Genomic DNA, 16,889 nt, shown 5'->3' with positions numbered 1-16,889 from the left:
GCTACTTCTTAAGACTTACTTCAAAAACGTCCCCTTGTGTCGGAACATTTATTCTTTTAGTATAATTTTTTGTTAATCCAACTTTTTCAAGCAGACTCACTATCTCATTAAATGAATTATTGTTTGGTTCTCTCATTAAAACTCTTCCACCAACTTTTAACTTACTGACTAGCTTAACTACAACCTCACTTAGTTCTACAGTGGGTATTTCATGTAGAACAAAATGAATAGCTATTAAATCGTAAGAATCATCCAAAATGTCAAGATTTCCAATGTATCCTAATTTATAGTCAATATTCTTATATCCAGCAAGATTTTTCTTTACACACTCAATCCATCTTTTAGAAATGTCAACGCAAGTTAACGATCCACCTACTTTACTTAGTTCTTCTGCTATATACATAGACACTCCACCTGCACCAGAACCATAGTCTAGGACTTTCTCATCGCCCTTTAAATCCATAACAGCTACAAATTTTTTATAGTATGACTTGGCAAAAGTTTTTATAACAAACTTATTAATATATACTTCTAGAGTAGAAGGTTCTTGAAACATATTATTACACCACCTTTATATTATTAATACCTGCTCCCATAAACTCAAAAGCTTTTGTTACATGTTTCACGGATACCCGCTCGCCTCCGAAAAGTACCTTTCGTACATTTTGAAAACAACCTATATTTACATCTGCTAGAGCATTAAACAAAGCTGTAGTTACAAAGAACAGGTTTATTCCTTCTTTTTCAATAAGTTCTGAAAGCTTAGCTATATCAAGTAAAATGTCCTTGTTTATCATAACAAGCTATAAGTGATTTAAGCGGTACAGCATTAATTGACTTCCACCGGGTCCACCAGCTAAAAAAAGCAACTCTGGATTATTTCTATTTTTTCCTCGAATAGTTATCCATTGCTCACTGCCGCCCAGATTTACTTTTTCAAGCTCAGCGATACTACCTTTTAATGGTTTCCCATTTCCCCCAAGTATAGATGATGTATATGCCATCCACTGGGTGTACATTATAAAAGCAAAATTAACAAGTATTAATACTATTGTTACAATAAATTGACTTCGCAGTTTAGCAAGCCACGGGGTTATTTTTTCTCTTGTGCGTGTATAGGCGGCAATAATCGCTGTAATTAGAATTGTTATCACAAGGATTATTGTTGCTCAAACCACACTAAGAATTAATATGAACGCAACCCCTAACTCTATAGGTACAGTTTTCATCGTAAGCATGAGATTTGGCCGTATAACAATACGGCATACCTTACTGCATGGGTGATCACGAGTAAATATTTTGTATATCTGGCTTTTTTCGTGTGCTCATATCCGTTCATCTCCATTCCAAATTATTATTAGAAAATATCTTCCAGTCCATCAGTAATGTCATTCAGATATTCTATAGAAAGACTATTATATTAGAAGTCAGTAGGTGTAATCTCTGTGCTTTCTTTATTTATGCGATGATTTATTATACTCAAAATATTATTTTTATAGTTTTGAATTAGCCCTAACACTGTTTCTTCAATGTATTGGTTTTTATTGTAATCTAATGTTAAAGATAACTTATTGTCCTTTACAAGGCCATTTATATCAAAGGTACATGTTCTTTCTACCTCAGGACTCACAGAATTCCCTGTAGAATATTCAGACATTTCAAACACCTCTGTTTTTATATCCTCATCAAACTGCCCCAAGTAATTAAAACTTATTTCAGGCTCTTGATTAAAATCAATCAATGTTTTTACTGTATCAGTAGATAAGTATTTAAGTATTCCATATCCTATACCATTATTAGGTATTCGGTTTAACTTATCCTTAATGCTCTTTATGCAGTAAGAAATGTCATCACTCCTACTCATGTCAACCACTATAGGATATACAGATGAAAACCATCCCACAGTCCTGTTTGTATCAATTCCTTCAATGATATCTTCTCTTCCGTGTCCTTCAAGATTAATAAACAGTTTATCTTGGCCACACCATTCTTTTAGTGAGAGGCAAAGAGCCGCAATCAATATGTCATTTATTTCTGTATTATACGCTTTGTTTACGTCTTTTAAAAGCTTTGCCGTGTCTTCTTCTGAAAGTTGCATCGTTATTTCAGAACTGTCTTTTACTCTGTTTGCATCAGTCGTTCCATCCTTTGGAAAGAGATTTATCTCATTCTTCATTACTCCCTTCCAGTACTCTGCTTCCTCTTGTACTTTTTCACTTATTGCGAAAGCGTTGAGCTTTTCAGCCCAGTCCTTGAATGAGTTCGACTTGTCTTGTAATGTCACAGTCTGTCCCTTTAATGATTGCATGTAACCTCCAGCAAAATCTTCAAGTATAATTCTCCATGACACTCCATCAATAACGAGATGATGAATTACTATAAGCAAATGATCACCCTCTGATGTTTTAAAAATCCTCAATTTGATTAATGGTCCTTTTTCCAAATTAATGCTTGCCTGTACCTTATTTGCTTCTTCCTCTATTTTTGCAGCAAAATTAGCTTCCCTTGATAAATCCAACACCTTTATTTCAAATAACGGAGTATCAATTCCTCTGTTATATTGAACAACATTATTTTCTTCTACTCTATAAATCATTCTTAACGCATCATGATGCTCTACAATTTTTGTAAATACTTTCTCTATGGTTTTGTCATCGAAGCCTTTACTACTATATAACATAACTGAATGGTTGAAGTGATGCATATCAGTAAATTGCTTTTGGAAGAACCATTTCTGTATTGGAGTCAGTTTCACTTCACCTTTAATCACTGTCTGCTCAGCTTTTTTGTCCACCACTTTTATATAGCTGCTTAGTTCCCCTATAGTAGGATATTTAAATAAATCTCTTATCTCCATTTTAAGATGTTCTTTCTGAAGTCTCGAGGCAATTTGTATAGCTTTGATAGAGTCTCCCCCCTGCGAGAAATAGTTATCATCAATACCAATGCCCTTTACAACCAGTGTTTTCTCCCAAACTTCAATCAAATTTTTTTCTATATTATTTCTAGGAGCAACATATTTAATTCCAGTGTTCATCCTTTCAAAGTGCTCTAGTGCTTTTTTATCAACCTTACCATTAGATGTAAGTGGCATACATTCTACCTGTGAATAATATGATGGTATCATATAATCAGGCAATTTATTTGACAAATACTCTCTAAGTTCTGCCACTGATAGTTCCTTATCTGCCACAACATATGCATAAAGAAACCTGCTTGCTTCTTCATCCTCTTTACATATTACAATAGCTTCCTTTATATCATCATGATTTAATAATTGAACTTCTATTTCACCAAGTTCTATTCTAAAACCTCTCAACTTAATTTGGGAATCTATCCTACCAATAAACTCAATATCACCATTAGGAAGCATCCGAACAAGGTCTCCCGTTTTATATAGTCGTTTACCTTCAACAAATGGATGCTTGATAAACTTCTCCTCAGTAAGCTCAGGTCTGTTCAAATATCCCTTGGCAAGTCCCTCTCCTGAAATACATAGTTCCCCTGGCACTCCTATTGGCTGAAGCTTATTGTTGCTATCAAGTACATAAATTTCAGTATTTGCTAAAGGCCCTCCTATTGGAATGGTCTCACAATTTTCTTCTATGCTGTCTACATTATAATAAGTCGTAAACACAGTACTTTCTGTCGGCCCGTATACATGTATTATTTTACCTTTACCCATGAATTCGAGAGCTTTTGACACATGCTTCACTGATACCCTTTCGCCTCCGAAGAGTACCTTTCGTATGTTTTGAAAGCAACCTATGTTGATATCTACAAGAGCATTAAACAATGCTGTAGTTACAAAGAACAGGTTTATTCTCTCACTTTCAATAAGTTCTGAAATCTTTGCTACATCAAGTAAGATGTCCTTGTTTATCATAACAAGCTTTGCTCCATTTAAAACGGCACCATATATATCAAAGGTAGATCCATCAAAAGCATAATTGGATAACTGCAGAAGAGTATCTTTATCAGTTATTTCAATGTAATTGGTGTTCTTTACTACTCTGCTTACGTTGGAATGAGTTATCAGGTTACCTTTAGGCTTGCCAGTGGAACCAGATGTATAAATAACATAGGCCAAATCATCAGCACTATTTATGCACTCCAAATCTTCAGTACTTTTTTGTGCCATCATATTTGAAATACTATCAATCATTATAATTTCACGATAAATATTATTATCTGTTTCTTTAAATAAGTCATCTCCTGGATAAGGCACCCCATTTATCACATCGCTCTTGGTTAAAATGAGGAACACACCAGAATCATTCAGTATACCTATAATTCTTTCTTTTGGGTATTCTGGATCTATAGGTAGGTATGCCCCGCCTGCCTTTAATGCTGCAAGAATACTGATTATCATTTCAGGTGATCGATTGAGTATAAGCGCGACCAAACTATTTCTCTTTACTCCTTTTTCTCTTAAAACTCTAGCTAGGCGGTTAGCTCTATTATTCAATTCCTTATATGTTAGTACCTGTTTCTCATATACTATTGCAACATTGTCAGGGTTCTTCTTAACTTGTTCTTGGAAAAGTTGGTTAAGAGTCTTTTCCTTTGGGTATTCACTTTTTGTATTATTAAAGTCAAAAAGTATTTTTTCTTTTTCCCTAGTACACACAATCTCAATGTCCCCAACGGCAATGTCTGGATTTAAAGCAACTTTTGCTGCTACATCCCTTATATGTTCACCTATTGATTCTACAAAATATTTTTCATAAATAGCAGAGTTAAATTTAAACATAACATTTAACTCACTTCCTGGTACTAATGCAATATTGAAATTATAATTTGACTGCTCAAAGGATTCTATATCTTCTACAATGAAGCCTACTTCATTATAGATACCAGAGTTTTTTAAAATCTCCTGCATAGGATAGTTTTCGAAAATTATTATATGATCAAATAAATCATTTTTTAATTCACTTACTCCCTGTATTTTTGCTAGTGGATAATAAGAATACATTTCCGCTAAAAGAGCATCTGCCTGCATTTTCTTAAGGAGGCCCGTAAAGGGCAAAGTGTTTTCACACTTTACTCTTACTGGCAGAGTATTTATAAAGAGCCCTACCATTTCCTCAATTCCCTCTATTTCTGACCGTCTGCCCGACACCACTGCTCCAAAAACCGCATCATTAGTATGGTTATACCTTTGTAATAACACTCCCCATATTGCCTGGAATACTGTATTCAAGGTAGTATCATTTTCCCTTGCAATACGGATAAGATTATCTGTAGTTTTTTTCCTTATTGTAAAACAGGTATCTTCCTTTTTGTATTTACCATCTTCACTGTTTACCCCAGTCTGGGGCATAGTAGATCTATTTTCATAATTTTCTAAGTAAGCAGACCAGTAACTTCCTGCTGCTTCTTTGTCCTGCTTTCCAAGCCATTCAATATAATTCTTGTATATAGGTGCCTCTTCTAATTTTAGTGGCGTATTGTTTATTAATGAACTATAAATTCCCATTATTTCTTTACTAATAATACCTATACACCAACCATCCATGAGTATATGATGAAAATTCCAAACTAATTTATAATGCCCCTCGGTTATTTTCAGTAAGGACATTCTTATTAGAATGTCCTTTGATAAATCAAAACCCTTGTCCCTATCGTTTTTCTTAAAATCCTCTACGTATATATTCGCACTTTTTTCATCTAAATCGGTTATATCTTCAAAATGTATTTTAGTGGATCTCTCTTTTAACACTACCTGTGATATTCTCTGTACATTCTTATAGAAAAATATTGTCCTTAGGATATCATGCCTACTTATAATCATATTAAAACTCTTTTCAAACAGTCCTATATCCAAATGTCCTTTTATTGTGAAAATTGTTTGTTCAACATATACACTTGAACTCTTGTCAAGCTCTGCATGAAAAAGCATTCCCTCTTGCATAGGAGATAAAGTATACACTTTTTGTATTTGAAGATTTTGGTCCATTTTATTTAACCCCCATTTTTATAAACTTTTAATAAAATCAGACATATATTCTAAATCATCAATTGAAAGCTTACTATCTCCAACATCGGAAGGTGTTATTTGGGCTTTTTCCTGTACATTATATTGTAAAATACAATGTTCAACAATTCTGATAAGGTTCTTTCTATAGCTCTCTATTAGCTTTAAGACTGTGTCCTTTTTGTATTGACCCTTATTGTAACTGAACCGAATAACTAAGGTTTTACCCATAATCATTCCGTAAATATTGAATTTATACTTGTTTTCAGATTCAGCGCTTACTGCTAGTCCTGTACTAAATGGGGATAAACTGAACAATTTCGTATTTACATCCTGTCCAAATTGACCCATATAATTAAAGCTTATTTCTGAATCTCTATTAAATGTTACACCTTTGCTTTCTTCTGAACCTAAGTACCTGAGGATGCCATAACCAATACCTTTGTTAGGTATTTTCCTAATATCCTCTTTTATAGACCTAAGCAAGTATGAAATGTCATTAGATACATCCTTACCCATATCCAAAAGCACCGGATATTGGGATGTGAACCATCCTACACTTCTCGTAATATTTATACCTTTTATAATATCTTCTCTGCCATGTCCCTCAAGATTTACCAGTATTTTGTCTTGATTTGTCCAATCTTTTATTGCAACCCCCAAGGCTGTTAGAAGAATATCATTTATTTCAGTGTTATACGCTTTATTTGCCTTCATCAATAGCTTTTCAGTTTCTTCCTCGGTAAGCATTATTTCAAGTGTTTCACTGTTCTCGCATTTATAACTTTTTATTTCATCATTGCACATATCTACCGGAAGCTTACGGATATCAGTTGTTTCAACCTCATTCCAATATTCTCTTTCCGCCTGTATTTCTTTCCCTTGTGCATAATCCTTAAGCCTTGAAGCCCATTCCTGATAAGAGTGAGTCTTATTTTGGAAGCTTATTTCCTCATTATTTACTATCTGGGTATAACCAGCTTCAAAGTCCTCAAATAATATTCTCCAAGATACACCATCAATTACCAAATGGTGTATCACTATAATAAGGTGATCTCCCTCTTTAGTTTTAAATAACCCTACCTTTACAAGTGGTCCTTTCTCAAGATCAATGCTGCTCTGGATATTATTAACCTCTTCTTCTATTGTTTTATCATAGGTATCTTCACCTGTTAGATCAAATACCTTTAGTGAAAAGTCTTCGCCTTCTCTAACATCCCTGTTGAATTGTACTATATCTTTGCCAACAGATTTGTAAACCATTCTTAGTGCATCATGATGCTCAATTAATTTTTCAAATACCTTCTCTACCGCTAAGGCATCGAATCCATTTTTACCAAAAAGCATAACACTTTGATTCCAATGATTCATTTTTGTGAACTTATTTTCAAAGAACCAGCATTGTATTGGGGTACACTTTACTTCTCCTTGTACAGCGTCTTGAGAGCTTTCAACTGTATCAGTTTTCACAATTACTTTAGCAAGTTCCTCGATCGTCTTATAATGGAATATATCCTTTATTTCAAGCTTCAAGTTGTACTTGCTAAGACGTCCTGATATTTGAATTGCCTTAATTGAATCTCCTCCAAGTAAAAAGAAACTATCCTTAATTCCAATACGATCCATGCCCAGTACATCTCTCCATATTTCAACAATCTTTTGTTCTATTTCATTACGTGGAGCAACATACTCCTGGCCTGTGCTTATGTTTTTATCTGGTTCCGGTAATAACTTTCTGTCTGCTTTACCATTAGCTGATAAAGGCATACTCTCTAGCTTCACAAAATATGAAGGTATCATATAATCAGGCAATTCCTTTGATAAGTATATCCTTAGTTGTTGTACCTCAAGTTCCTCTGCACATATAATGTAAGCACACAAGTATTTATTTCCATTTTGTTCATCTCTTGCTATAACTAGCGCTTCTTTTATACTTTTATGCTTTAATAATTGGAACTCAATCTCTCCAAGCTCTATTCTAACGCCTCTCACTTTTACTTGGTCATCAATCCTTCCTAAAAACTCAATATTTCCATCTGATAACCATCTTGCAATATCTCCTGTTCGATACATTTTTTCATTAGAATCAAACGGATTAGGAACGAATTTTTCTGATGTAAGTTCCGGTCTGTTTAAATAACCCCTTGCAAGCCCATCTCCTGCTATGCAAAGTTCTCCTGGTACACCTATCATTTTTAACTTGTTATTATCAACTATATAAATCTTAGTATTATCAATAGGTTTTCCTATTGGAACGACCTCTACTTCGCCACATGATGGACATTCAAAATATGAAACATCAATAGCGGCTTCTGTAGGTCCATACAAATTATACAATTTAATACCACACCTATCTCCAATTATGTCATTAAACATTTTCACATGCTTAGGTAACAATGCTTCTCCACTTGCAAATACCTGTTTTAGGCTTTTTAGTTTATCTATCCTTACGTTATTACTTTCTATATATTCCAAAAACACATTTAGCATTGAAGGCACAAAATGCATTGTAGTTACAGCGTTTTTTTCTATAGCTTCTATAATAGCCTCTGGATCTTTTTCATCTCCTTGTTTAAGTAAGCACATTTTTGCTCCCTGACAAGACCACCATAATAGCTCCCATACCGACACGTCGAATGTATAAGGAGTTTTCTGCAAAATTGTATCTTGATCTCCAATAGGATATCTTTTTTGCATCCAATTCAACCTATTTACCAGTGAATAATGCTCTATCATAACACCTTTAGGGATTCCAGTAGAACCAGATGTATATATTACATACGCAAGATCTCTAGCTGTGTTTATACTTATAAGATTAGAAACATCCCCAATAAATATACTAGAATCATCTACACATATTGCATCGACTTCGAAGTTGGTATTATTTACCAAATATTTTTTTGTTATTAAAATCTGTGCCCCACAGTCACTTATTATATTCCTTTTTCTATCTTCCGGATAATCAATACTAATTGGTACATATGCTCCTCCTGCCTTTAATATGGCTAATATACCAATTGTCATTTCAAGGGAACGCTCTAACATAAGGGCAACTAAAGTATCTGCCTTTACTCCTTTTTGTCTAAGTACTTTTGCAAGCTGATTTGTTTTTTCATTTAACTCCCTATATGTGAGCTGCTCACCTTGATATACCGCTGCAATATTGCCTGGAGTCTTTTCTACCTGCTGCTCAAAAATTTGATGTATAGTTTTCTCCTTAGGATAATTAGCTTTTGTATCATTAAAGTCAATTAATATATGTTTCTCTTCCGAATCTGTTAACATATAAATATCATTTATGCAAGTTTCACAGTTTTCAGCCACGGTCTTTATTATTTGCTTCATATGGCCTTCTATTCTCTTTATAAATTCACCGTCATAAACCAATTCATTATAGCTTAACTTTACAGTTATCTCATTTCCTGGCATAACAATTATATTAAAGTCATAATTTGTTTGCTCAAATACATTAACATTATCGACTTTATATCCATAAAGACCATTCCCTGCGCCAGCTATGTTCTCCTCAATTGGATAATTTTCAAACACCATAATATGATCCACAAGCCCTTGTTTTAAAACTGTATCGGCCTGTATTTTAGCTAGAGGAAAATAATCGTATTTTTCTGATTCAAGTGACGCAAGCTGTAATTCTTTTATTACCTCTTTAAATGTTTCAGCTTTTTCTAACCTAACCCTTACCGGAATTGTATTAATGAATAATCCAACTATTTTGTCAACACCTACAACCTCGTAGGGTCTTCCAGACACAACTGCCCCAAAAACAACATCATTAGTATTGTTGTATTGTTTCAGCAATATACTCCATATTGCTTGGAAAACACTATTAATAGTTACATTGTTATTTTGAGCAAGATTTGTAATATTTTTTGTCATATCTTTATCTATTTGGAAATTGAAATCATTATATTTGTATTTACCATCTTCCGCCATTCTTCCTTTTTTAGGAAGTGAAGTTTGCTGTTCATAGTTTTCTAGATATTTTTTCCAATATTCGCGTGCTTCTTTCTTATCCTGTTTCTCTAACCATTTTATATAGCTACCATATGAATATACCTTGTCATACTCTATTGGCTTTGATTCTACCATACCTTTGTAAATCTGGAATAGTTCTTTAACAATTATTCCTACACACCAACCATCCATAAGGATATGGTGAAAACTGAATACAAGTCTATAAGTATTTATATCAACTTTAAATACAGCAAGTTTTATAAGAACGTCCTTAGATAATTCAAAACCTTTATCCTTCTCCCTGTCTTTAAGATCTTTAATGAACTCCTGTTTTTCAGTTTCACCCATGTTAGTTAAATCCTCAAAATAGACATTGGAAAAGCGTTCCTTTAATATTATTTGGATTGGTCTTTCAGCCTTTTTATAGTTAAATACAGTCCTTAATATTTCATGTCTTTCTATAACACTGTTAAGGCTCTTCTCTAAAAGATGTACATCCATAACATTTTGTATATCAAATGATATCTGCTCAAAATATGCATGTGAATCCTTATTTGTTAGATGATTGTATAGCATACCTTCCTGCATCGGAGTTAATGAATAAATTTCTTTTATCCCCTTAGTACCTAATTCATCAGTTATGCCATCAAAATCTTCTATTGAAAGCCTATTATATTGGAAGTCAGTTGGGGTAGTCTCTGGGACTTCTTTATTTATGCAATGATTTATTATACTCAAAATATTGTTTTTATAGCTTTGAGCGATCCCTAGCGCTGTTTCTTCCTTGTATTGATTTTTATTGTAATTTATTGTCAATGATAATTTATTGTCTTTGACAAACCCATTTATATCAAAGGCATATCTTCTTTCTAGCTCAGGACTCACATTGCTTCCTGCAGAGTACTCAGACATATCAAATGCCTCTGTTTTTATATCCTGATCAAACTGCCCCAAATAATTGAAACTTATTTCCGGCTCTTGATTAAAATTAACTACTGTTTTTACTGTATCAGTAGATAGGTATTTAAGTATTCCATATCCTATACCCTTATTAGGTATGCGGTTTAACTCATCCTTAATGCTTTTTATGCAGTAAGAAATGTCATCACTCTTGCTCATATCAGCCACCATAGGATATACAGATGAAAACCATCCAACCGTCCTGTTTATATCAACTCCTTCTATAATATCTTCTCTTCCGTGCCCTTCAAGATTTATAAACAGCTTATCTTGACCACACCATTCTTTAAATGAAATGCAAAGGGCTGCAATCAATATATCATTTATTTCGGTGTTATATGCTTTGTTCACGTCTTTTAAAAGCTTTGCCGTATCTTCTTCTGAAAGCGCCATCATTATATCTACACTGTCTTTTACTCTGTTGGTGTCAGCCGTTCCATCCTTTGGAAGGAGTCTTATTTCATTCTTCATTACTCCCTTCCAATAATCCGCTTCCTCTTCTATTTTTCCACTTATTGCGAAAGCGCTTTGTTTTTCAGCCCACTCCTTGAAGGAGCTCGACTTGTCTTGTAATATCACAGATTGTCCCTTTAATGATTGCATATATCCTACAGCAAAATCTTCAAGGATAATTCTCCATGATACTCCATCAACAACGAGATGATGAATTACTATAAGCAAATGATCACCCTCTGAAGTTTTAAAAATCCTTAATTTGATTAATGGTCCTTTTTCCAAATTTATACTTGCCTGAACCTTGTTTGCTTCTTCCTCTATTTTTGCATCCAAATTAGCTTCCTTTGATAAATCCAACACTTCTATTTCAAATAGTGGAGTATCAATTCCTCTGTTGTATTGAACAATGTTATTTTTTTCACCTTTATAAATCATTCTCAACGCATCATGGTGCTCTACAATTTTTGTAAATACTTTGTATATGATTTTGTCGTCGAAGCCTTTACCACTATATAACATAACTGAATGATTGAATTGATGCATATCCGTAAACTGCTCTTTGAAGAACCATTTCTGTATTGGAGTAAGTTTCACTTCACCTTTAATTACTATCTGCTCAGCTTTTTTCTCCACCGCTTTTATATAGCTACTTAATTCCCCTATAGTAGGATACTTAAATAAATCTCTAATCTCCATTTTAAGCTGTTCTTTTTGAAGTCTTGATGCAATTTGAATAGCTTTTATAGAATCTCCACCTTGTGAGAAATAGTTATCCTCTATTCCTATTCCCTTTGCACCCAGTGTTTTCTCCCATACGTCAATCAGAATTTTTTCTATATCATTTCTAGGAGCAACATATTCAATCCCTGTGTTCATTCTTTCATAATTCTCTAATGCTTTTTTATCGATCTTTCCATTTAATGTAAGAGGCATACTCTCCAGCTGCGAATAGTATGATGGTATCATATAATCAGGTAGTCCTTTTGCCAAATACTCTCTAAGCTCTGCCACCGAGAGTTCATTGTCTGCCACAACATATGAATAAAGAAATCTGCTGCCGTCTTCATCTTCTCTGCATAATACAACAGCTGCATTTATATCATCATGTTTTAATAGCTGAACTTCTATTTCACCCAATTCTATCCTAAAACCTCTTAGCTTAATTTGGGTATCTTTCCTACCAATAAATTCAATACTGCCAGCAGGAAGCATTCGAACAAGATCACCAGTTTTATATAGTCGTTTACCTTCAACAAACGGATGCTTTATAAACTTATCCGTCGTAAGCTCAGGTCTGTTTAAATATCCCTTGACAAGTCCCTCTCCTGAAATACATAATTCCCCTGGTACTCCTATTGGCTGGGGTTTATTGTTTCTATCAAGTACGTAAATTTCAGTATTTGCTAAAGGCCCTCCTATTGGAATGGTCTCACAATTTTCCCCTATACTATCTACATTATAGTATGTTGCAAAGACAGTGCTTTCTGTTGGTCCGTATACATGTATTATTTTACCTGGTCCCATGAGTTCGAGGGCTTTTGATACATGCTTCACCGAAACCCTTTCTCCTCCAAAAAGTACCTTTCGTATGTTCTTAAAACAATCTATGTTTATATCTACTAAGGCATTAAACAATGCTGTAGTTACAAAAAACAGGTTTATTCTCTCACTTTCAATAAGTTCTGAAAGCTTTGCTACATCAAGTAAGATGTCCTTGTTTATCATAACAAGTTTTGCTCCATTTAAAACAGCACCATATATATCAAAAGTAGATCCATCAAAAGCATAATTGGATAACTGTAGAAGAGTATCTTTATCAGTTATTTCAATATAATTAGTGTTCTTTACTACTCTACTTACATTAGAATGAGTTATCAAATTACCTTTAGGCTTTCCTGTGGAACCAGATGTATAAATAACATAGGCCAAATCATCAGCACTATTTATGCACTCCAAATCTTCAGTACTTTTTTGTGCCATCATATCTGAAATACTATCAATCATTAAAATTTCACGATAAATATTATTATCTGTTTCTTCAAAAGCACTTTCCCTATTTTTTACAAAAGCTATTCCATCTATTCTTTCAAGTACGTCATCTTCTGGTAACTTCTTATTGTTATTAATAAATTCGACCAACAATTCATTAAAGGTTACCTCACCTTCACCTCTTACTACAATATTAACATTTTTATCATTTAGTATTGTCAAATAATCACTAGTCGCATAGGGACCGCCAGCAATTATAGGTACATCAATTCCCCATTGTCTTATTAACCCTATAGTCTTGTGGAAGAAATCCTTATAAAAGGTCAAACTCCTAGCGCCGATAATATCTGGCTTAAATTCCTCTATAATCTTCTTAAGCTCATCGTAGCTGTCAAAATCAAATCTGGCTTTAAGTACTTTCCCTTCTATATTATCACCCAAATATTTGTTTAAATATGTCATCACGTATATCTGACCGAGTGGTGGTTCTGCCACATCATACAACATGGTATTCCCCTCTGTAAAATATTGAGAAAGATCAAGCATCAGTATTCTCGTAGCAACTTGTTTTTCTTGGCGTTTTACCTTGGACCTAATTATATTTAACTTTTGCGGATTTTTTGCCAACATTTCTAGATTAATAGGCTGGCAAGGTTTAGGCTCTTCTATTTCAGTAGGTATATAGTTATTAACACCTGCCGCCCTCATAATATCCTGCACTGAGTGAACATTTTCTGGCAAATAGCTATTATATTTCTGCATAAGTTCATCATTAGTAAAGAATCTTTTTTGAATATCTAACACACTGTTTAATCTTTTCTCGGAAAGGAAATACTCATTCATAAAGGTTGCTTGTACTTCTCTTGCAAATTCTTTTGAAAACGGAAGCGTATCGGGTAGCTCATGATATGCAATATTACATGACTTTCTTATTGATTCAGGTGATACTCCGTTTGCAAGAGCCAATTTCTCCATGTCTGTGTTTGGATATATTTTCAGTACACTGAGTACTGGGAAATGAAGCCACTTTATACCTTTGATAAAGTTCATGGTATCCATTACCTCTTCTTCAGTCTCTGTCGGAAATCCAATCATCCAAAACAAATCTAGGATTACCTCCGGATGCTTTTCAGCCATATAATTCAAGTTCTTTTTAAGCTTATTGATGTTAAGATTCTTTCCTATTAGCTTCTGAAGCCTCGGTGATGAGGTTTCTAGTGCCATAGAAAGCCCCTTTGTTCCCGCTTTAACCATAAGATCCATATACTCTTCTGTAAGTATATCCCCTCTAACTCCATTTGGGAAAAAGAAATTAACCTTCATATTATTATCAATAATCAAATTAAAGAATCTTGAACTATTATCCATATCCAAATTGAATATATCATCTACAATAGTAAACCTTCTTATTCCAGCATCATATAGGTATTTGACTTCCTCAAATATATTCTCTGCTGATCTCTTAGTGTGAGTTTTAGGCCATATTTTATGACAGTAAGCACAATTATATGGGCACCCCCTTGATCCCTGAACTGCAATTGAATTTTTAACATGAGCCATTCCTATGTAATCAATATATTTATTATAGTCAACAAGGCTTCTGTCTGGATAAGGATGGTTGTCCAAATCAGTAATTGGAGCTCTCGTATTTGTAACAACCATTTTTAGCTGTTCTCTGTCAATCTCATCAATGTTAATCATAGTCGTATAAGGTAGATCATTTATCACATCGTTCTGGGTTAAAACGAGGAGCACACCAGAATCATTCAGTATACCTATAATTCTTTCTTTTGGGTATTCTGGATCTATAGGTAGGTATGCCCCACCTGACTTTAACACTGCAAGAATGCTAACTAACATCTCAGGTGAACGATTTAGTATAAGTGCAACCAAACTATTCCTTTTTACTCCTTTTTCCCTTAAAACTCTAGCAAGGCGATTAGCTTTATCATTCAATTCCTTATATGTTAATGCCTGCTCTTCATATACAACTGCTGTATTATCAGGAGTCATTTCAACCTGTTTTTCAAACAATTCATGTAAAGTTTTCCCGCGAGGAAATTCGGTCTTTGTTTTATTTAAATCGAGTAAAACTCTTAATTTTTCCGTTTCTGATATTATATCAATATCTTTAATAGCTATAGTAGGAGTTTCCAATATCTGAGATGCAATGCGAAGGAGATGCCCTTCTATACTCGATACAAACTCTCTATCATATATACTTGCATTATAACGAAATCTTACACCCATTTCTTCACCAGGTATAACCGATATATTGAAATCGTAGTTTGACTTTATGAGCAATTGAACATCCATTATTTCAAATAACTGATTCCCTTCAGAATTCTTTAATAACTCTTCAAGTGGATAATTCTCAAATCCCATTATATTGTCCAATAATCCTTGTTTTAATGAAGTTGCTGATTGTATTTCAGCCAATGAACAGTATTCATGCTTTCTTGATTTGAAAGCCTGATCTTGTACCTGCCTAATAAGTGTTGTAAATGTCGAATTATTTTCACACTTAATTCTGACTGCAATAATATTTATAAACAATCCAACCGCCTTTTCCACACCTGGAATTTCAGGATCTCTACCTGATACAATAGAACCAAAAACAACATCCTCTACATCGTTGTATTTTTGAAGTAATATTCCCCAAATTGTTTGAATTACTGTATTCATGGTAACTTGATTCACCTTTGCAATACTATCAAGTTCTTTTGTAAGTTTTTTGTCAAATGTAAAGTAAGTCTCTTCTGGCTCGTAAATTCCATTACTTTTTATTTCATACTGCTTAGGTACTCCTGAACATTTTTCATAACTAGCAAGTTGCTCTTCCCAATAATGCAATGATTCTTTAATATCATATTGTTTAAGCCAGTTAATATATTTAATAAAAGGCTGTGTTTCTTCAAGTTCTATAGGCTGTTTTCTCTGAAGCATATCGTATACTTGTAGTAGTTCTTTTATAACTATACCCATGCTCCATCCATCTAATATTATATGGTGGTTACTAATTATCATAGTGTAACTATCTTCACTCATCTTGAAAATCGATAGCTTTATAAGTTCTCCTTTTAATAAATCAAATCCCTGTTTTTTCTCTTCTTCGAGAAAATTACAAATTGTATTCTTTTTCTTATCATCACATAAGCTTGATAAGTTTTCAAAATAAATATTTGCTGCTCTTTCCTTTAGAACCACTTGTTTAGGTTTTTTCAATTTTTGATAAACAAAATTTGTTCTCAATATATCATGCCTATGAATTATAATGTTGAAACTTTTTTCAAATAGTTTAACATCAATCTCGCCTTCTAATAAAAAAGACATCTGTTGGTGAAAAGTACTACTATCCTCTTCAAGTATTGAGTAAAACAACATTCCCTCCTGCATTGGAGAAAGATCGTAAACCTTTTGTACTTTCACTTTAATATCTCTATTTTGTTCACTATTTTGAGAATTTTGTTGATTTGTCATCTATTAATCATCTCCTGTCAATTTTTTAAATACATATTATCACTTTGCATTA

The 16,889-nt window shown here is 33.6% G+C and carries 5 protein-coding genes; all 5 read right to left on the bottom strand.

Annotated features, from left to right (window positions below; genetic code table 11):
• Position 1: 1 nt before the first annotated feature.
• A complete protein-coding gene (locus ACWJJ7_RS02575; protein WP_462963799.1) occupies positions 2–556 on the bottom strand; it encodes a class I SAM-dependent methyltransferase in 555 nt (184 codons plus the stop codon).
• 4 nt (positions 557–560) lie between these two features.
• Positions 561–797 carry a hypothetical protein gene (locus ACWJJ7_RS02570; RefSeq protein WP_462963798.1) on the bottom strand — a complete coding sequence of 79 codons (237 nt, stop codon included), beginning with the start codon at positions 795–797 and terminating at the stop codon, positions 561–563.
• A 6-nt stretch (positions 798–803) separates the two neighbouring features.
• On the bottom strand, positions 804–1,154 hold the full coding sequence (locus tag ACWJJ7_RS02565) for a hypothetical protein (RefSeq protein ID WP_462963797.1): 351 nt from the start codon (positions 1,152–1,154) through the stop codon (positions 804–806).
• A 266-nt stretch (positions 1,155–1,420) separates the two neighbouring features.
• Positions 1,421–5,959 carry an amino acid adenylation domain-containing protein gene (locus tag ACWJJ7_RS02560; protein ID WP_462963796.1) on the bottom strand — a complete coding sequence of 1,513 codons (4,539 nt, stop codon included), beginning with the start codon at positions 5,957–5,959 and terminating at the stop codon, positions 1,421–1,423.
• An 18-nt stretch (positions 5,960–5,977) separates the two neighbouring features.
• Positions 5,978–16,837, bottom strand: coding sequence for an amino acid adenylation domain-containing protein (locus ACWJJ7_RS02555; protein ID WP_462963795.1), 10,860 nt, complete (start codon positions 16,835–16,837; stop codon positions 5,978–5,980).
• Between the last annotated feature and the right edge of the window lie 52 nt (positions 16,838–16,889).

It is taken from the genome of Clostridium sp. CM042 (assembly GCF_055080995.1).
The sequence above is the reverse complement of the archived record's forward strand: the minus strand, read 5'-3'. Positions and strand labels throughout refer to the sequence as shown.

What these genes read in the sequence shown, in the direction of transcription:
- ACWJJ7_RS02560 (WP_462963796.1), bottom strand. Translation starts at nt 5,959, where the DNA reads ATGGACCAAAATCTTCAAATACAAAAAGTGTATACTTTATCTCCTATG.
- ACWJJ7_RS02555 (WP_462963795.1), bottom strand. Translation starts at nt 16,837, where the DNA reads ATGACAAATCAACAAAATTCTCAAAATAGTGAACAAAATAGAGATATT.
- ACWJJ7_RS02570 (WP_462963798.1), bottom strand. Translation starts at nt 797, where the DNA reads ATGATAAACAAGGACATTTTACTTGATATAGCTAAGCTTTCAGAACTT.
- ACWJJ7_RS02575 (WP_462963799.1), bottom strand. Translation starts at nt 556, where the DNA reads ATGTTTCAAGAACCTTCTACTCTAGAAGTATATATTAATAAGTTTGTT.